Raw genomic sequence first — 18,723 nt, forward strand, 5'->3', positions numbered from 1 at the left:
TTTATAATTTATGTTGATTTGCAATTAATTACAGAATTTATTTATTAAATTTACATTTCCAATTACAAACAATTCTAAAAATTAAAAATTATGATTAAGGTATGTATAGCCGATAATTATCCTGTTGTGCATTTTGGAGTAAAATCTTACTTTAAAGATAATGCAGACATTTCGATTGTTACCAATGTTGGTAACTTTACGATGGTCAGGGATATACTGCAAACTAAAGACATTGATGTATTAGTTTTAGATTTGGATCTGGAGGGTCTTTCCAGTATTTTTGAGATTAAAGCAATCTTAAAAAATTTTCCAAAAACAAAAATTATCATTTATAGTGGATTATCTGAACAAATTTATGCACCAAATGCCATAAAAGCCGGAGTATCTGGTTTTGTACATAAATCTGAAAAATTAGAAACTCTAGGTGTAGCAATTGTTAAAGTTTATCAGGGAAATATAATAATGAACGAAACTGTAAAGAAAAATTTAGCATTAATTGCGAAGCAAAGTAAAACAGAACGTTTATATCGAAAATTATCAAATAGAGAAGTTGAAGTATTACGTTATTTAAGTGGAGGTAAGAAGAATCACGAAATCGCTGAAATTTTAAACCTAAACGAAAAAACTATTAGTACTTACAAACTGCGTTTGTTAACGAAACTAAATGTTACTAATTTAGTAGATTTGGTTAATAAAGCTAAAACTTTAGAAATCGTTTAATAATATCTAGACATCACCCTTCCTAATTTTTTAGAGAAAGAATGCACTAACATATTATAATCCATTATCATTGTCATAGACTCTGTATTATCTGAATTTGATTCTGATAGTATAGAGTTTTTTAATTCCTCGATAATGCTACCCACTAAATACCAACGCATTGTTAAAATAGTTTCCGAAACATTTTGTGCAATAGTTTCGTTTTTTGATTTCGGAAAAATATTTTGTCCCTGCCAATCGTGTAAAACCACTCGCTCATCTTCCATTAAAATATCGGTAACTTCTTGAGCAAAATCAGTTTGTAAACGCATTAAATATTGCTCTAAGCTAAAATTGTCTTGCTCGTTATAAAATGCAATTAGGTCATTAAATATATCACGAAATAAAGGATTAGCTAATTCAACCTCATCCTCCTGCAAACTGAGATATATTCGTTGAAAGACTTTGTAAATTTTTTTTTCTGTAAATGTTTCTATCTCGCCATCTTCATTTGTTTTTAAATAAGTATCCTCAAACTCTTCTTCCTTGTTGCCATATAAAAGTAGAATTTCGATAATTTTTCGTTCCAAGCGATACAATATATCTACTTTTTCGACTCCAAGTATATTTTCATTTTTAACAACTTCAAATGCTTGCTGATTAGCAGAATCCGTTTGCTTTAGTTTTTTACCAATCTCTACTGTTTCTTTTTGAACAATTTGCGCTAGCGTACTTTGTAACACCTGCTCAGAAATATCCATTATTCGAGAACATTCTTGAATATAGATTTCTCTTTGAATACGATCTGGAATTTTAGAAATACTCACCACCATATCCCGAATCAAATCGGCTTTCTTAATAGGGTCATTTTTTGCTTCATTCATTAAAAGCGAGGCTTTAAACTGAATAAAATCTTTGGCATTATTTTCTAAATAGTTCACTAAATCTTCATACGATGACTTTTTAGCAAAACTATCTGGATCTTCACCATCAGGAAAAGAACACACTTTTACGTTCATTCCTTCTTCTAAAATCAAGTCTATTCCTCTAATTGAAGCACGTAATCCCGCAGCATCTCCATCAAAAAGTACGGTAACGTTTTTTGTTAATCTATTAATTAATCGAATTTGGTCAGGCGTTAGCGCAGTTCCTGATGAAGCAACTACATTCTCAATTCCAGATTGATTGAACTGAATTACATCCGTATAACCTTCAACTAAATAACAATTATTGAGCTTTGCAATAGACTGCTTAGCTTGAAAAATACCGTAGAGGACTTTACTTTTATGGTAAATATCACTTTCTGGAGAATTCAGGTATTTTGCGGCTTTTTTATCATTGGTTAAAATTCGGCCACCAAAACCTAAAATACGTCCCGACATACTTTGAATAGGAAACATAACACGACCTTTAAATCGATCAAACGGTCTATCATCTCTGGGAATAGTAAGTCCTGTACTTTCAAGAAATTCTAACTTATATCCTTTCCCTAAAGCTTCCTTAGTAAATGCGTCCCAAGCTTCTGGTGAATAGCCTAAACTGAATTTCTTGATCGTTTCATTCGTAAATCCGCGTTCCTTAAAATAGGAATAACCAATTGCTTTTCCTTCCTCAGAATTCAATAATGTAGTATGAAAATAGGTTTTAGCAAATTCCGAAACCAAATACATACTTTCGCGAAGATCAGTATTGGCTTTTTCTTCATCGGTTTGCTCTGTTTCTTCAATTTCGATATTGTATTTTTTAGCTAAATACCGAATGGCTTCTGGATAGGTAAACTTTTCGTGTTCTATTAAAAATGCGACCGAGTTTCCTCCTTTCCCGGAGCTAAAATCTTTCCATATTCCCTTAGCGGGCGAAACCATAAATGATGGAGAGCGCTCTTCAGAAAACGGGCTTAAACCTTTAAAATTACTACCCGCGCGTTTCAAATTTACAAAATCACCAATTACTTCCTCAACTCGGGCAGTTTCGAAAACAGTATCTATTGTGGCTTTTGAAATCAAAATGTTATTGGTAATTAAAAGATTTAACAATTGCAAAAATACATAAATGAAACTTCATAAATTTGAATGAAAACAAAAAAAAGCACTTCTTTCGAAGTACTTTTTAACTAATTAACTAATTCAAAAAATATTAATTGAAATCAAAACGTACTCCTAAAGAAACATTATTTTGCTTCACAACATTATCTTTAAACAGGGGATTTAAATCATATTTTAGATATAAGCTTGTTGACTGATACCCTATATATGTACTCAAACCATAAATAAAATCATTGCTGTTAAAATCACCTTTAACTTTATTACTAACTTTCAAATCATTGCTATCATATTTTGTTATTTGCTTTGATTTCAAATTAATCCCAGCGTAACCACCTAATCCTAGTCGAAAGCTATTATGCGTTCTAAAAAATTTCTTTCCATTTGAATCTTTATTGCCGGAAAAATCAAACTCTAAATGTAATGGAGCAATTAAATAAACGTTTCTTAAACGAGAATCAGTTAAATCTCTAGAATCTATAGCAAGATCAGTTTGCTTCCCATTGGCCACAAAACTGCGATTATCAGTTGGTCGAAGATTATTATACATTAATGACAAACCATACTTGGCGTGTAATAAGTTATTATTTTCCGCTATTCTACTATTGTACGTTACGCCTAACTCATAAAAATGAGATCCTAAATATCTGAAATCTGAATTTCCAATTTTATCGTTTGTCACAACATTGTTTAAACCTGCTGCAAAAACCATTTGACTTGTTGTACGCTTAGATTGACGATTCTTCTTATCTTCATTACCATCATATACTTTCAAAGATGCAATATTAATTTCTGTTTGATTTTGTCCAATTTCTGTATTGCTGCCACCAAGCATAATCATTCTACCACCCTTTTTATTACGTTCATCTTCTAATTTTCCATCAACTCGGTCTTGAATTAATTGATTTAGCTTTGCCTCCTCAATACCAACTTTAGTTTCGATAGTAGTAGCTCGAACAGATGCTTTCTCTAATTTTAGTGCTTCCCCTTTTTCTTTGGAAAGCAATCCTCTTGAAACATCATCATCTATGGCTTCAACTTCACCCTTTAATGCTTTTTTCTCACTATCCGTTATTAATTTAATTTCATCAGCAATTGCTTTTGCTCGTTTTTCAAATGAAATTATTTTATTTTTTCTTCCTTTAGTAGAACCCGTTTCAACACTCGTATCGTCAACCACTTCAAGATTTAAGTCTTTAAACCAAACTTGACCTGTTCCATCTAAAAGAGTTCCATATGAGATTGATGTAGCATCAATTGGCACATATAATATCACTTCATACTTCATCCAATCAGTTGTGCCTCTTATTCTTCTATTATACATGTTGTCAAAAGCAAGAACCTGAGTTTTATAATAATCAGCGCGCATCCAAAGTCCCGCCCATGATTTTACTTTTTCGGTTTTAACAAAACCGCTCAGTTTTATTACTTTTCCTTTGTATGAGTCAGATTGAACAGTTTTCATGAGAGTCCCAAAACCGTCAATTTTACTTTTTACTGACTTGATGGTAAAAATATTTTGATCCGTTAACTTCTCATTTTTTTCAAAACTCATGTCATAATTAGGAGATTCAGGTTGCCAATAAGAATAATCTAGAACATTTTTATAAGTTCCATTGCTTTGAGCATTTAATTTGCCGACCATAGCAGCCAACATGATAGCTGTAAATAAAATAATTTTTTGCATAATTTTCGTTTTTTGATTGATGATTGATGATTATTTATTCTTCGTAATTTCTATTTACTAAAACTGTTTTTATTGCGTTATAATTTTTGTTTAATTTTTCCAATGCCGTTTCTCTAAAAGATTGATTTAACTCTGTTTCAACATTTGACAATAAACTATTTGCATTCACTGCAATCCCGTTTACAGTTCTATTTATCTTTTTAAATGAAACATTAGATTCACTTTTAGTATTACTAACTTCAGCTAATAATTTTTCAGCTGAAATGTATTTGCTTTTACTATCTTCTCGAGAATTCATATTTTCATTATAATTTAATACTCCATGATCAACTGTTGATTGATTGCTGATCGTAACGGTATCTTCTTTATTTGCAAGTTTTTGAGATTTCGCTTTCATAATATTATTCACAACAACTTTAGATGGGATAACTGTATTATTTTGAACAGTATTAAATATTACCTCGCCATTCGTCAATTCATCTTTTTTATCAATTCGACCATCAGCATTTTGTTCTAAAACTACCGTTGGAACATTCTTCTCTACTATTTCAATATTAAAAACAGTAAAAAAAACAGTTCCAATCACTAGAAAACCAACAAAACTAGCCGCTATGTACATCCATAGAAACTTCCTTTTAGGTTTCTCAGCAGCGCTTAATAAACGATCCAATTTATTCCAAACCATTTCCGAAGGTTTAATTTCCCGAGGATCTAACTGCTCTTTTATATATTGATCTAATTTATTCGGTTCCATACTCGTAATTTTTTAACTTGTTGACTTGGCCTTGCAGCATTTTCCTGGCGTGTGACAGTTGCGACTTTGATGTTCCTTCACTTATTTCTAATAAGGTAGCAATTTCGTTATGCTTAAAACCTTCGATAGCGTACAGATTAAAAACCATTTTGTATCCATCTGGCAAACCATCAATCAAAAACTGAATATCATCTATAGAAAACTGACTGTCAATATTATTAAAGCTTTCTTCTAAATAAGTTACATCATCAAGGTATTTAATCTTTTTCTCTACTCTAAGAAATGAGATACATTCATTGACCATTATTCTTCTGATCCAACCTTCAAAACATCCATTGTGCTGAAAATTTTTTAGATTTAGAAAAACTTTCATAAAGGCGGTAATCATTATATCTTCGGCCTGATTGATGTCTTTAATATATTGCCTACAAACTCCTAACATTTTAGGTGAAAACTGAGAATAAATCTGCTGTTGAGCCTGTCGATTGCTTTCGACAGCTAACTGGATTAATTCCTTTTCCTGATGATGTAATTGAATTACTTTCATTATTTGTGTTCAGTGATTAGTTTTCAGTGCTCAGTAATCAGTACTCAATGTTTAATGTTTGGTGATCAGTGTTTCGTGGTCAGTAATCAATGATTGATGAGTAATGTTTAATTCAATAACGGTCTTCTATTAGCATAGACGATAATAGTTGTAAAAAGGTTGCATGGGATAGGTATAAATGATAAAAAAAACGGTTGTAAACATTCAATCACTTGATTTAATGTACTTTAATAATAAATAATTTAGATAAAATTATAAAAATAAGTTGAATCAATAACTTTGCTTAGAATACCTTGATAGTAAAAATTATAGATGGAAGTTGTAAAAAAACCTTATTAAAAACAGAAAACTCACCACTGAACACTCACCATTGTGCTTTATTTACTGAACACTAAACACTGACCACTATTTCTTCCTTTCAATCACATAATTAACCATCAAGATTAAAGCTTCTTTAAAATCAGATTTAGGATAATAATTTAATAATAAAAGTGCCTCCTGCTGAAATTGAACCATTTTCTCTTCTGCGTAAAGCAAACCATTATTGTCTTTTACAAAAGCGATAACTTCTTTTACGCGTTTTTTATCTTTATTGTGATTTTTGATAGAATTTATTAACCAGCTTTTTTGTTTTGAAGTACAAGTATTTAAAACATGAATAAGTGGTAAAGTCATTTTTTGCTCCTTGATATCAATCCCTGTCGGTTTTCCTATGGCTTCATCTGTATAATCAAATAAGTCATCTTTTATTTGAAAAGCCATCCCAATGAGCTCACCAAATTTTCTCATGTTCTCGACTTGAACATCATCTTCGATAACAGATTTTGCGCCAAGGGCACAACAAGCAGCAATAAGTGTAGCTGTCTTTTTTCGAATGATTTCGTAATAAACATCCTCTGTAATATCTAGTCTTCGGGCTTTCTCAATCTGCAGCAATTCGCCTTCACTCATTTCGCGTACTGCAACAGAAATAATTCGGAGTAAATCAAAGTCGCCGTTGTCAATAGAAAGTAATAGTCCTTTGGACAGTAAATAATCACCAACGAGTACAGCGAGTTTATTTTTCCAAAGTGCATTAATAGAGAAAAAACCTCTTCGCCTATTACTATCATCCACAACATCATCATGAACTAATGTAGCAGTATGAATTAATTCAATTACACAAGCCCCGCGATATGTTCTTTCGTTTACAATTCCTGCAGAAACCATTTTTGAAGTTAAAAAAACAAACATAGGACGCATTTGCTTCCCTTTTCTGTTTACAATATAATAGGTAATTCTATTAAGCAAAGCCACTTGCGAAGTCATTGATTGATAGAACTTTTTTTCAAAAAGTTCCATTTCTTTTAAGATGGGCTGTTTTATTTGTGAAGTAATGTTCATTAGGATTCAAAGATAAGCTTTAGCATGCAATCTTACTAATGCTTGCTTTGTTTTGAACATTTATAAAAAATTAAATTCTAAGCCTCTTTATTGGCAAGTTGTCCACAAGCAGCGTCTATATCTTTACCGCGACTTCTACGCACTTTTACAACTATTCCGCTTGCTTCAAGTGCTTTTATATACGCATTTATCGACTCCTCTGACGCTTGCTGAAATTCACCATCATCAATAGGGTTGTATTCAATTAAATTCACTTTACAAGGGACATATTTACAGAATTTTACAAGTGCATCTATAGATTCTTTATTGTCATTAATATCTTTCCAAACCACATATTCGTAAGAGATTTTACTTTTAGTTTTTCTATACCAATATTCAAGTGATTCTCGTAAATCAGCCAAAGGAAAATTACTACTAAAAGGCATAATTCGAGATCGGATTTCATCAATAGCCGAGTGTAAAGAAACGGCTAACTTAAACTTCACGTCATCATCAGCTAATTTCTTAATCATTTTAGGCACTCCTGAGGTGGAAACCATAATTCTCTTTGGAGACATCCCTAACCCTTCTGGCGAGATAATCATTTCGATTGCTTTTAACACATTGTTGTAATTCATAAGAGGTTCACCCATTCCCATAAAAACAATATTAGAAAGTGGATGATTATAATACAACCTACTCTCTTTATCTATAGCAACAACTTGATCATAAATTTCAGCTGGTTCTAGATTTCGCATTCTTTTTAATCGCGCTGTAGCGCAAAAATTACAATCTAAACTGCAACCCACTTGACTGGAAACACAGGCTGTAGTTCTAGTATTGGTAGGTATCAAGACGCTTTCAACAACTAAGCCATCATGCAAGCGAACAGCATTTTTAACAGTTCCATCTTCACTGCGCTGCATCGTGTCTACTTTGATATGATTGATAACAAAGTTCGTTTCAAGTTTACTTCTAGTTTCTTTTGAAACATTAGTCATATCCTCAAAACTATGCGCTCCTTTGCTCCACAACCATTCGTACACTTGATTTCCACGGAAAGCTTTGTCTCCATTTGCTGTAAAAAATTCACGTAGTTGTTCTTTAGATAAGGCGCGTATGTCTTTTTTCTCGATTTGCATGGCGCAAAGTTAGTTACAATTTTGAATATTACTTAATTTTTCTAACCTACGATGTTAAATTTTGTAACTTTGTTTTTTAAAACAATCTAACATGGGAATTCCCGCATTAAAACAAAAAATTCAATTGCAAATCGAAAATGCAGACGATCGATTTTACGAATCGTTTCTTCTGTTTTTGATAATTATTTGAATGAAGAGTCTTATGATGACTTGCCCAGCAATCCGTTGACTTCAAATAAGAATGAAGTATTAAACAAAGCACTCTATCAAGTCAGAGAAAAGAAAACGTTGTCACATCATTTTGTGATGGAAGAAACAAAAAAAAAGATATTCAAAATATTTTAAAAATGAAGATTAAACGAAATTTAGTTTCAAAAGATGAATATTGAAATAACATCGAGTATTTAGAAAATCGGTGGTCAGAAACGGATGTACTAAAATTCATAAGTGAGTTTGACCTATCACTGAGTTTATTATTGAAAAAAAACATAATTTTCAAAGAATCAGATTATAAAAATGTTTGTGAACTGGTAATCATAAAACAAATCACCATGTATTGTTTTATTGAAAATGACACTATATATTTGTTGCGATTTTGGAATAATTACCAAGATTTGAATACTTTTAAATTAAAATAATGCACTTTATTTCCCAAGAATTAGAAGATTACATTGAGCAACATTCTGAAAAAGAACCTGTATTGCTAGAAGCTTTAAACAAAGAAACTTACCAAAAAATTCTACTGCCACGCATGTTGAGCGGGCATTTCCAGGGTCGAGTTTTAAGCATGCTGTCTAAATTGATTCGTCCGTTACACATACTAGAAATTGGCACTTTTACAGGATACTCCGCTTTGTGTTTATGCGAGGGAATGCGAGACAACGGAACATTACATACCATTGACATTAAAGAAGAGTTAGTAGATTTTCAGCGAAAACATTTTAACAAATCTCAGTGGGGCAAACAAATACATCAATATTTAGGAGAAGCAGTTACTATTATTGCGACACTCGACTTAAAATTTGACTTAGTATTTATCGATGCAGATAAAGAAAACTACCTTAACTACTTTGAATTAATTTTACCAAAAATGAATAAGGGCGGCATTATTTTATCAGATAATGTGCTATGGAGCGGGAAAGTACTTGAAACTTTAAACCCAAAAGATACAAGTACCAGGATTTTAGTAGATTACAATAAGCTTCTTGCAAATGACCCAAGAGTAGAAACTGTTTTGCTGCCTATTCGAGATGGATTGACTGTTAGCCGAGTATTATAAATATTTAGCTGGAAGCGGAAAGTACCGTTGTTGCGCTTTTTTATACAAATTGAACATTAAAAATCCAGAACCAAAACCAAATAGAAAACCCACAATAATATCAATTGGATAATGTAATCCTAAATATATCCTACTGTAAGCAAAAATTAAAGGCCATAAAAACAACAGTTCAAAATATTTAAAATAAGATCTAAGCGTAAAATAAATTAGCGTGGCAACTGCCATAGAATTTGATGCATGACCGGAAAAGAAACTAAACGAATTTCTTACTTGAACTACACGAATAAAAGAATTGATTTCTAGATTATTACAAGGACGTAATCTTTGAAAATAGTTTTTAAAAATATTAGTTGTTTGATCTGTAAAAGTAACAAGGATAGCTACAAAAAAAAGTAAATAAAGTGTTTGTTTAGCGCCTAATTTTTTAAAAATAACATACAACAATAATAAAAAAAGGGGAATCCAGTTACTTTGCCTAGTAATAAGCAACCATAAACTGTCGAATGTGGGAGAACCTAAACCGTTAAGAAATACAAATATATCAACGTCTAAAGAAAGTAATTTTTCGATCATTATATTTGACGTTTTATTGGCCCTGAAACATCTTCTAATGGCTCATCAAAGGAGTTTGCTGTCGTAGTAGTTACTTCATTCAGCATGTTATCTTTCGCTTTGTTAATTTCAGAGGTAATATTTCCCGTCATATCACTGTATTGAGAAGTATCGCCTAATAAATTGTTTTTTACTTTATCGATTTCTGAAGTAAGATTTACTCTCAAATCTCCTATCGATTTTGTATCAAATCCATTAGATTCAGCTCCTTTTTGAATTTCACTTTTTATATCATTTGTGGCATTTTTTAACTGCGCCATTGCTTTACCCATTGTTCGAGCTATTTCTGGAACTTTATCAGATCCAAAAAGCATCAATACTATAAACATGATAAAAATTAATTCGCCTCCACCTATACCAAACATATTTTTTATTTTTTATTGTTACAAAGATACCTAATTTTGAATATTCGACTTTTAAATATTTCATAAAAAAAAGACTCTAAATAGAGTCTTTTTCAGTTTAATATTAATTAATCAAATTTCGATTTTACTTCTTCTTTTGGCCATGTGTTATTTGTAACATCAATATCCGCCGTTTCGAGTTTTGGATCTAACTGAATCTTTTTAATTGCTTTCTCAGTAGCATAAATCTTCTTAGCACTATCATTGTTTTTTCTCCAAATTTGCGCTGGATATTTAAACACTTCTTTTGAGTCATCTTGATACGTTAATTCAACAATAATAGGCATCAACATTCCGCCTGGCTTATTGAATTCTACTTCATAAAAATATTTAGGTGATTTTATATTTGCTTTCTCTTCGGCAGATAATTTTGTATTTACATAATCCGATAGTAAACTAACATCACTAAGAGCCAACGCTTTTTTATTTTTTGTTGATAATTCCGCACTTGTACTAGGAACTAAATATACAAATGGGCCCTTCTCTTCACCAAAACGACCTCTTCTTACGACAGCATCTTTTAATTCTTTAGTTGCTGTTTCAGATACATAATATTGTTTTACCTCTTTAATTCCAATATCTACATAGTCAGTGGAGTAAAACCAGCCTCTAAAAAACCAGTCTAAATCTACTGCTGAAGCATCTTCCATAGTTCTAAAAAAGTCTTCAGGAGTAGGATGCTTGAATTTCCATCTATTCGCATAAACTTTAAAGGCATGATCAAATAACTCTCTACCCATTATAGTTTCTCTCAGAATATTTAATCCTGTTGCTGGCTTACCGTACGCATTAGCACCAAACTGAATAATAGTTTCAGAATTAGACATTATTGGTTCTAGAAATTTTTGATCACCGCTCATATAAGGCACAATTTTACTAGCTGGACCACGACTGGAAGGAAAGTTTGTTCCCATTTCTTGCTCAGCTACATACTGTAAAAAAGTATTTAAACCCTCATCCATCCATGACCATTGACGCTCATCAGAATTTACAATCATAGGAAAGAAATTATGACCAACCTCATGAATTGTTACACCAATCATTCCATTCTTGATTCTTTCACTTAATACTCCATTTTCATCAGGACGTCCATAATTCCAACAAATCATAGGATATTCCATTCCTTGATCCTCTGCAGACACAGAAACTGCCTTTGGATAAGGATAATCAAATGTATGAGCAGAATAACTTTTTAAAGTGTGGGCTACCGTGCGAGTTGCTGTTTCGCCCCAAAAAGGATTTGCCTCTTTTGGATATATAGAAACTGCCATCACTGATTTGTCATTTAACTTAACAGCCATCATATCAAGAATAAACTTTCTTGACGTAGATATTCCAAAATCACGTACATTTTTAGCACTAAATTTCCACGTTTTCTTCTTGTTAGAAAATCCTTTCTCAGCGGCTTCGGCCTCTGCTTGTGTTACAATTACAATTGGCTTATCATAAGTTTTTAAAGCCAATTCATATCGTTTTACTTGCTCTGTAGTAAAAACTTCGTTTCTATTCAATAAATCTCCTGTCGCTTCCATTATATGATCGGCTGGAACGGTAATATTAACATCAAAGTCGCCAAAAGGTAGCGTAAATTCTCCAGTTCCCCAGAACTGCATATTTTGCCATCCTTCAACATCATTATACACTGCCATTCTAGGATAGAACTGCGCAATTACATATAATTTATTACCATCTTTTTCAAATAGTTCATATCCTGAACGCCCGCCTTCTACTCGATAATTATTAATATTATAATTCCATTTGATCCCAAACGAATATTTCTCCCCAGGCTTCATCGGTTTATCAAGATTAATACGCATCATAGTTTCATTGATCGTATAAGATAAAGGATTCCCTTTAATATCTTTGACTGATTCAATATTAAAACCCCTCTCTAAATCTTGTTTTAAAAATTTATTAGCAAAGTTTGCGGCTGGAAAAACCTGCTCCATTCTCTGACTTTCTGCTAAAGGAGTTTGAGACGTTTTAGCTGCTTGATTTTGATCTAATTGTACCCACAAATATTCTAATGTATCTGGAGAATTATTATAATAAGTGATAACCTCTGACCCTTTTATAGTCGATTTCTTATCGTCTAGCTCAATATCAATTTTGTAATCAGCTTGCTGTTGATAATAAGCTGGTCCTGGAGCGCCTGAAGCCGTGCGAAACATATTGGGCGTTGCTAATAAATCGTACATCTGACTAAACTTGTTAGTGTCGTACCTCCCTGTTTGCCTAGGTGTTGTAGGTGTTGTTTTTTCCTGTGCAAAAAGTAAAGCGGGCAGGAACAATAAAAGAGCTAATTTTTTCATAGGTTGAATTCTGATTTTGATGCTGTGAAAATAATGATTTTTATGAAGTAAATCAAATTTATTAATGACTTATGCTACCTTTAGATGAAGATTCTGTAAAGAGAAGTGTGTTTTTGACTCCTAAAATAGAAAAGTGCATGATATTTTGTTGCTCAGAGTTAGATTCAGTGATGACAGCATTATAAACTTCAAGTGTTTTTATTTTTTGAATATCTTTAATATTAAAATAGCAAATAAGCACATCGCCATCCATTTCTTTACTTAAAAAATTTATTGCCTTTGGTTGGCCATTTATTTTAATGCTTAACTTCTCAGTGAAATACTTTTTAAAGAAAATCATATCTTGATCAGTCTCTTTCTCTGAACCTAAATTAATTTTCTTTTGATGTTTTTTACTTATTGCCTCCTCTAAGTCATCTACAAATATCCTAGATGTAATTTGGAGCATTTTTTTTTCAGGAGCATAGTTTACTTGGTAAAGCGAAACATAAAATTTATGAACGCTAAAAGAAGATAATGTCAAAAAAAATAAACCAAAAGAAGTAATTAAAAGTGTTTTTTTCATTTTTCAAAAGTAGTGATTCTTTTAAACTCCTCGTTCTTGGTAACAAGAAAATCAATCAACATAAATTCATCCTCTTCTTTTAACAGAGTTTTCGATATAGGATCAGTTTCACAATAATCAAGAAAAAGTTCTATATCCTCTGGCTTTAAGTTCAAAGTATTTATAAAAAAGTATCGATCTAGTCCATTTACAACAGCATCTGAAAAATCAAATTGGGCATTTTCTTTCGATTGTTCTCCTTCTTTTTTAAACACTTTAGATACCATTTTAAAAATTCGAACAAAATCCATTCCGTTTTCTATAGTTCCATTTGATGGCATGGTTCTATTTATAGGTGAAGATTTGACATCATCCGTAAATTCCAAATCAACGATTGATTGTGAATTAGGCAACGCTGGTTTAATCTCCATTTTACCTTTCACAACAACTTCTTTAAGCAAAGTAGTTTGAAACTCCAGATCTACGACATATAATGTTTTAACAAAATCCTTTTGCTGTATAATCATTTTCTTAGATTTAAAAGCTGGGCTAAGAACTAACAACGTATCATTGGCTTTAGCCAAAATATCAAAAAAACCTTGATTGCTTATAAAAGTTCTAGTCTTTGAATTTAAGTTAAAAACATAACCATTATCTACTAAAGTCATTTCATTTATAAAGCGACCATGTAAAGATTTCCTGTTTTCATTTTGACCAAAAGAGATTTGGCACAATAGAATAAAGCTAATTACTATAAATTTAGTTTTCATAAGATGCAAGTTATTAATTTTTGCTATTGAGTAAAATTTTGAATTCTTCTGCTAGTTCTGTCATATAAAAAGATATTTGCACCTTATTTTTATTATCCAAAACTTTTTTAAAATTTTCATTTTCAACTATATAATATTTAAAACCAGCCACATTACTATTTGGTATTCTTAGTGTATTTATAAAGAATTCATTATCATACAATTCAGATAAGAATTTAATATTAAATTCCTTTTTTTCTACCACAATTAATTTTTTCAACCTTTTCGTTCTTCCATTAATCTTATTAATTAATGGGTCAAGAGGCATTCCTCCGCCAATCATACTTAATAGCATAATTGGTTTAAAATCTCCCGCAGTTTGTAAACGCCGTTCTGCAGTTGTGTAAGTTACTGGAGCTTTTGTCACAATACCAAGCGAAAGAACATTAAACCCTTTGCTATTTACAACTACTTCCTTTAGTTTTGTTACTGCAGGATACATTTCAATAGTTACAATATCAGTTTCCATATCGTGAGGTCCAACTATTCTTTTATATGTTTCAAGATTTAATGCTGAAAACATCAAAACATCATTTGCTTTACCTAAGATGGAAAACTCGCCATTACTATTTGATACAGCAGTTTCATTATTGTTTAAATTTACTACATTTATTCCATTAGCACTAATAGAATCAATTGTAATTTTTACTCGTAAAGGTTTATTAACAATGGCTTGTCCAAATATATTTGGACATATTAAAAATAAGAAAATAATTAAAATCTTACGTATCATTGTTATTTATTATTTTGTTCTACGGATTAGAAAGTTTTACAATTAGGAACATTACCAATCATTTAGCATTTGCATTTATTGCTTTGACAAAATCAGTATCTCCTACAAAATAATATTAGAAACCTCTAATAAAATTAAAGGAAATTTTCGAGGTGTTTGTGCAGTATTCATCAAAAAAAATATTTCCTGATTTCTTAATTAATGCTACATTCTTCTCTGTTTATATTGCTTTTTCACGAGCTAGATTTTTACCAGTAATCATAATATTCAGGGCATACAATAGCCCTTTTGGCTGCAATAAGTTATCGAGTTTTACGATTTTATGACTTTTTATATTTTTTTGAATTATACCTAAAGTTTAAGCATTAAAATACATAAGAAAATTCTATTTACTTTCAAGTGCGACTATTTCGTTATATTTTTCAGCTAATTTAACTATTAAAAATAACGCCATTGATTTGTTCTTTATCCGCAGTGCGTTAGCCATAGCTGCATTTTCAATACAATAATATTGAAATCCCTTAATATAAAGTTCAGGTATTTTTAAAGTCTCAATATAATAGCTATCTGCAAAAAGGATATCTATTTTTGCTAATAACTGTTCTTTTTTCTCAACAATTATTTCCTTTTTTATCATTGCTTTACGTCCAGAAATCGTATATAAAAGTCCGTCGATTCCTCCACCTGAAGTAGCTGTATAAAGTTTACGTTCTGCAGGCGTGTATTTTTTCTGATTGTATGAAATAATTCCTAAACTTTCTGCTGACACAGACGACTCATTGACAATAACTTCTTTTAATAGAATACTTTTTACTATTATTGCAACTTTTATATTTCCTGATTTTAAGTCTTTTTCATCAATTTTTCGCCGGACTGTTTCTAAATTTAAAGCAGTAAATAGAAGCACGTCGCCTAATTTTGCTACAATAATAAAAGAGCCGTCCACAGTTGAAAACGCTGTTTTTTGCGAATCGATATTTAGTATTGAAACACCATCTACCGCAACAGAATCTGCGATAAGTTGACCCTTGATTTCTAATGAATGCTCCATTTGTCCAAATGCGATTTGGAGTGATAGAAGTAACAGAACTCGTAATGTATTTTTAATTTTCGTTTGCAATTAATTCTCGGTATTGAATTGCTAAGTCTCCTATATAAAAGGCCGCTAATGCAGTATTATTTGACTCTAAAACTTTTATAAATTCTTTATTTTCTACAATGAAATATTCAAATCCTTTTACATAAATAATGGGTATTTTTAACTGACTAGTAATATAATTTTCTGAAAACAAATTTTCTATTTTTCTCAAATATCCTTCCTTTTTTTCGACCTCAAGATCTTTTTTTAGCATTTTTGTTCGCCCCGAAATCCAGTTTAATAGCGGATCAATAGAAGCTGATCCACCCATCATTGTCCCCATATTGGCCGAGGCGTTAAGATCTGTAGCTGTGTATAATTTTCGTTCGGCTGCAGTGTAACTTTTTTGTCCTTTTGGAATAATTCCTAATGAAACTGCATTGATACTGCTGTTTATAATCACCTCATCTAATTGGTTTATTTCTTGCTTTATTTGCACTAATAAATTCTGTTGTTTTATATCTTTTTGACTGACTATTATTTTAATATCTGCAATTTGGAAACCTGAAAACAATAAAGTATCATTTACTTTGGCTTGAATAGTAAAATATCCCATCGGATTCGTAGTTGACACTTCCTTTGTTTTTTTATTTAGAATATAAATAGTGTTTGAACTGGTAAAATCAGCAACTACTTTACCTTTTAATTGATAATGAGACAGTTCTTGTTTTGCAACTTGCATCGCGTTAAAAAGTAAAAATAAATATACGAGTCTAATCATAGTGTAGGAGAAAAGATTATCAACTCGTAAAAGTATCCAAATGCCCTCCAAATAAATTACTAATGCGTTGGTAAAAAAATGTTAATTAAAAATTAGAAATAAATTACTTGAATCGATACCTTTAGCATAAATTATATTCCAAATGAAAAACATAATTATAGCAAGCACCTCCACACTTTCAAGTGAACAATATCTGGATTATTTGTTGCCAACTTTAGAATTGCATTTTAAAAACTGTACTACCCTTCTATTTATTCCTTATGCTAGACCAGGAGGGATTTCTCATCAAGGATATACCGATATGGTGAAATTGGCTTTCGCCAAAATTAATAAAAAAGTAGTAGGCCTTCATGAATTTGACGATGCAAAAAAAGCCATAAAAGAGGCATCTGGAATATTTACTGGTGGCGGAAACACCTTTGTGCTTGTTTCGCAGTTACACAAATATAATTTAATGGATGTTCTTGCAGAAACGATCAAAAATGGAACGCCATATTTAGGAACAAGCGCCGGAAGTGTAATTTGCGGACTCACGATGCAAACTACTAATGATATGCCAATAGTTTATCCATCTAGTTTTCAAACTTTAGGCGTAATATCGTTTAACTTAAATGCTCATTATTTAGATCCAGATACATTATCAAAGCACATGGGTGAAACGCGAGAAACACGTATAAAAGAATTTCATACTTACAATTCAACGCCCGTTTTAGGTTTGAGAGAAGGAAGCTGGCTGGATGTAAAAGGAAATAGCATTATTTTAAAAGGTAATCTTAGCGCTCGCCTTTTTAAAGAAAGTAAAAGTCCTGAAGAATTAGCAAGTGGAACTGATTTAAGTTATATAAAGTAATATATCATATAAAGATATGGTCGTCGCAATTTTTCAGTAAAAAGTTTTGACAGTGGTAATATACCTATATAAAACAAATGTAACAATTGCACATAAAAGGTCTAATAGCAACAAACTTATAATATTAGTAGCTAAATTTAATTTAATTATGCACTCTATACAATTACAAGTCTTATAACTTATACTTCCTGAATTCTTTGTATACTATTTTGATTTGGTCAAACCCATACTCAAGCAGGAGACAAACATACTCTTTTTTGAGGAAAAAAAATAAAAGAATATAGTAACGGAAACCTTATCTCTAAAAGCTTGTTAAATGAGATTACTATTCAGGATTTCCCACTTCTAGGGATATTTGGATCTCTGCATATTAAAAGACGCCGTTGCACTGACAAATTATCGCCTAAAATCATCCAACATGATTGAAATATCGCAGTGCAAGGAATGCGCATGACTCAGGATTTTACGGCTTTTTTAAAAGAGATTAATAGATAATAAAGTAAACGATTATTGTAGTTTTTTTTGTGGGGTAATTAAAAAACCTAGAGAGACAAAATAAACAACATCTCAGCAACTTCTTATCTTCGCAACAGCGCAAACAGGCCAGTGATTGACTAAATTAATGCCCTAATCCCCACGTTTTGTTTTTAATCCAAAAACTCTCGCGAGATCGAATCCAGAACCAATTCAAACCCCTGTTGCTTCCTATGGAGTGAAGGCATTAAAAAACCTTTTATAAACAAAAAACCCCTCACAAAGTGAAGGGTTTTTCTAAAGAAAGGCGACGACATACTCTCCCACATAACTGCAGTACCATCTGCGCAGGCGGGCTTAACTACTCTGTTCGGCAAGGGAAGAGGTGAGCCCCGCCGCAATAATCACCTTAAGGTCTTTTTGCACGGGTCCCGATAAGAATCGGGAACAATTACATAATATCTTAACATACTGAGATAAAGAAAAATAAAAGTATTAGAAAGTTTCTTCTCCCCTGACTTGCATCAGGGGAGAAAAGCGTACATAAGCTTACGGGTTATTAGTACTACTCGACTATGACATTACTGCCTTTACATCTATAGCCTATCAACGTG

The 18,723-nt window shown here is 31.7% G+C and carries 17 protein-coding genes and 1 rRNA gene; 3 read left to right on the forward strand and 15 right to left on the reverse strand.

Features of this window, described 5'->3' with window-relative positions; all coding sequences use genetic code 11:
• Window positions 1-90: 90 nt before the first annotated feature.
• On the forward strand, window positions 91-720 hold the full coding sequence (locus RCH18_RS04450) for a response regulator transcription factor (RefSeq protein ID WP_326935546.1): 630 nt from the start codon (window positions 91-93) through the stop codon (window positions 718-720).
• On the opposite strand, the gene dnaG is transcribed toward RCH18_RS04450, so the two are convergent.
• From dnaG to rlmN, 6 genes are all read right to left on the reverse strand, one after another.
• Complete coding sequence (gene dnaG, locus RCH18_RS04455) at window positions 717-2,705, reverse strand: DNA primase (RefSeq protein WP_326935547.1); 1,989 nt, start codon at window positions 2,703-2,705, stop codon at window positions 717-719. The two genes, RCH18_RS04450 and dnaG, sit on opposite strands and share 4 nt — an antisense overlap.
• Before the next feature lie 130 nt (window positions 2,706-2,835).
• Window positions 2,836-4,428 carry a hypothetical protein gene (locus RCH18_RS04460; protein ID WP_326935548.1) on the reverse strand — a complete coding sequence of 531 codons (1,593 nt, stop codon included), beginning with the start codon at window positions 4,426-4,428 and terminating at the stop codon, window positions 2,836-2,838.
• A 34-nt stretch (window positions 4,429-4,462) separates the two neighbouring features.
• Window positions 4,463-5,182, reverse strand: a complete 720-nt coding sequence (locus RCH18_RS04465) for a hypothetical protein (RefSeq protein WP_326935549.1) — start codon at window positions 5,180-5,182, stop codon at window positions 4,463-4,465.
• Entirely contained in the window at window positions 5,169-5,729 is a 561-nt protein-coding gene (locus tag RCH18_RS04470) for an RNA polymerase sigma factor (RefSeq protein ID WP_326935550.1), read from the reverse strand. Before RCH18_RS04470 ends, RCH18_RS04465 begins: the two co-directional genes overlap by 14 nt.
• Window positions 5,730-6,134: 405 nt before the next feature.
• Entirely contained in the window at window positions 6,135-7,112 is a 978-nt protein-coding gene (locus RCH18_RS04475; protein ID WP_326935551.1) for a polyprenyl synthetase family protein, read from the reverse strand.
• A 77-nt stretch (window positions 7,113-7,189) separates the two neighbouring features.
• A complete protein-coding gene (rlmN, locus tag RCH18_RS04480; protein WP_326935552.1) occupies window positions 7,190-8,233 on the reverse strand; it encodes a 23S rRNA (adenine(2503)-C(2))-methyltransferase RlmN in 1,044 nt (347 codons plus the stop codon).
• Window positions 8,234-8,870: 637 nt separating this feature from the next.
• Here rlmN and RCH18_RS04485 point away from each other — a divergent pair.
• Entirely contained in the window at window positions 8,871-9,512 is a 642-nt protein-coding gene (locus RCH18_RS04485) for an O-methyltransferase (RefSeq protein WP_326935553.1), read from the forward strand.
• Here RCH18_RS04485 and RCH18_RS04490 read toward each other — a convergent pair.
• The 8 genes from RCH18_RS04490 to RCH18_RS04525 form a co-directional block, all read right to left on the reverse strand.
• The gene (locus tag RCH18_RS04490; RefSeq protein WP_326935554.1) at window positions 9,507-10,085 is read right to left on the reverse strand and encodes a phosphatase PAP2 family protein; all 579 of its coding nucleotides are present in this window, start codon (window positions 10,083-10,085) and stop codon (window positions 9,507-9,509) included. The genes RCH18_RS04485 and RCH18_RS04490 overlap by 6 nt on opposite strands.
• On the reverse strand, window positions 10,085-10,489 hold the full coding sequence (locus RCH18_RS04495; RefSeq protein ID WP_326935555.1) for a Sec-independent protein translocase subunit TatA/TatB: 405 nt from the start codon (window positions 10,487-10,489) through the stop codon (window positions 10,085-10,087). Before RCH18_RS04495 ends, RCH18_RS04490 begins: the two co-directional genes overlap by 1 nt.
• A gap of 107 nt (window positions 10,490-10,596) precedes the next feature.
• Entirely contained in the window at window positions 10,597-12,840 is a 2,244-nt protein-coding gene (locus RCH18_RS04500) for a M1 family metallopeptidase (RefSeq protein WP_326935556.1), read from the reverse strand.
• A gap of 61 nt (window positions 12,841-12,901) precedes the next feature.
• Window positions 12,902-13,405, reverse strand: coding sequence for a DUF6702 family protein (locus tag RCH18_RS04505; protein ID WP_326935557.1), 504 nt, complete (start codon window positions 13,403-13,405; stop codon window positions 12,902-12,904).
• Window positions 13,402-14,154 (reverse strand): hypothetical protein, encoded by a 753-nt coding sequence (locus tag RCH18_RS04510; protein ID WP_326935558.1) that lies wholly within the window; start codon window positions 14,152-14,154, stop codon window positions 13,402-13,404. Before RCH18_RS04510 ends, RCH18_RS04505 begins: the two co-directional genes overlap by 4 nt.
• Before the next feature lie 13 nt (window positions 14,155-14,167).
• Window positions 14,168-14,926: a hypothetical protein gene (locus RCH18_RS04515; RefSeq protein WP_326935559.1), complete on the reverse strand. Its 759-nt coding sequence runs from the start codon at window positions 14,924-14,926 to the stop codon at window positions 14,168-14,170.
• Window positions 14,927-15,311: 385 nt separating this feature from the next.
• The gene (locus tag RCH18_RS04520) at window positions 15,312-15,977 is read right to left on the reverse strand and encodes a hypothetical protein (protein WP_326935560.1); all 666 of its coding nucleotides are present in this window, start codon (window positions 15,975-15,977) and stop codon (window positions 15,312-15,314) included.
• 52 nt (window positions 15,978-16,029) lie between these two features.
• Entirely contained in the window at window positions 16,030-16,785 is a 756-nt protein-coding gene (locus RCH18_RS04525; RefSeq protein ID WP_326935561.1) for a hypothetical protein, read from the reverse strand.
• Window positions 16,786-16,927: 142 nt separating this feature from the next.
• Here RCH18_RS04525 and pepE point away from each other — a divergent pair, with 142 nt between their 5' ends.
• Window positions 16,928-17,635, forward strand: a complete 708-nt coding sequence (pepE, locus tag RCH18_RS04530; RefSeq protein WP_326935562.1) for a dipeptidase PepE — start codon at window positions 16,928-16,930, stop codon at window positions 17,633-17,635.
• A gap of 776 nt (window positions 17,636-18,411) precedes the next feature.
• Here the strand turns inward: pepE and rrf are convergent.
• A 5S ribosomal RNA gene (gene rrf / locus RCH18_RS04535) occupies window positions 18,412-18,521 on the reverse strand.
• Window positions 18,522-18,723 lie beyond the last annotated feature (202 nt).

The sequence above is a fragment of the Flavobacterium sp. PL11 genome, assembly GCF_035985025.1.
Taxonomy (GTDB): Bacteria; Bacteroidota; Bacteroidia; order Flavobacteriales; family Flavobacteriaceae; genus Flavobacterium.

Coding starts and splice junctions, on each gene's coding strand:
- rlmN (WP_326935552.1), bottom strand. CDS start 8,233: ATGCAAATCGAGAAAAAAGACATACGCGCCTTATCTAAAGAACAACTA.
- RCH18_RS04470 (WP_326935550.1), bottom strand. CDS start 5,729: ATGAAAGTAATTCAATTACATCATCAGGAAAAGGAATTAATCCAGTTA.
- RCH18_RS04525 (WP_326935561.1), bottom strand. CDS start 16,785: ATGATTAGACTCGTATATTTATTTTTACTTTTTAACGCGATGCAAGTT.
- RCH18_RS04450 (WP_326935546.1), top strand. CDS start 91: ATGATTAAGGTATGTATAGCCGATAATTATCCTGTTGTGCATTTTGGA.
- RCH18_RS04490 (WP_326935554.1), bottom strand. CDS start 10,085: ATGATCGAAAAATTACTTTCTTTAGACGTTGATATATTTGTATTTCTT.
- RCH18_RS04510 (WP_326935558.1), bottom strand. CDS start 14,154: ATGAAAACTAAATTTATAGTAATTAGCTTTATTCTATTGTGCCAAATC.
- RCH18_RS04520 (WP_326935560.1), bottom strand. CDS start 15,977: ATGGAGCATTCATTAGAAATCAAGGGTCAACTTATCGCAGATTCTGTT.
- RCH18_RS04475 (WP_326935551.1), bottom strand. CDS start 7,112: ATGAACATTACTTCACAAATAAAACAGCCCATCTTAAAAGAAATGGAA.
- RCH18_RS04500 (WP_326935556.1), bottom strand. CDS start 12,840: ATGAAAAAATTAGCTCTTTTATTGTTCCTGCCCGCTTTACTTTTTGCA.
- RCH18_RS04460 (WP_326935548.1), bottom strand. CDS start 4,428: ATGCAAAAAATTATTTTATTTACAGCTATCATGTTGGCTGCTATGGTC.
- RCH18_RS04485 (WP_326935553.1), top strand. CDS start 8,871: ATGCACTTTATTTCCCAAGAATTAGAAGATTACATTGAGCAACATTCT.
- RCH18_RS04505 (WP_326935557.1), bottom strand. CDS start 13,405: ATGAAAAAAACACTTTTAATTACTTCTTTTGGTTTATTTTTTTTGACA.
- RCH18_RS04515 (WP_326935559.1), bottom strand. CDS start 14,926: ATGATACGTAAGATTTTAATTATTTTCTTATTTTTAATATGTCCAAAT.
- RCH18_RS04495 (WP_326935555.1), bottom strand. CDS start 10,489: ATGTTTGGTATAGGTGGAGGCGAATTAATTTTTATCATGTTTATAGTA.
- RCH18_RS04465 (WP_326935549.1), bottom strand. CDS start 5,182: ATGGAACCGAATAAATTAGATCAATATATAAAAGAGCAGTTAGATCCT.
- pepE (WP_326935562.1), top strand. CDS start 16,928: ATGAAAAACATAATTATAGCAAGCACCTCCACACTTTCAAGTGAACAA.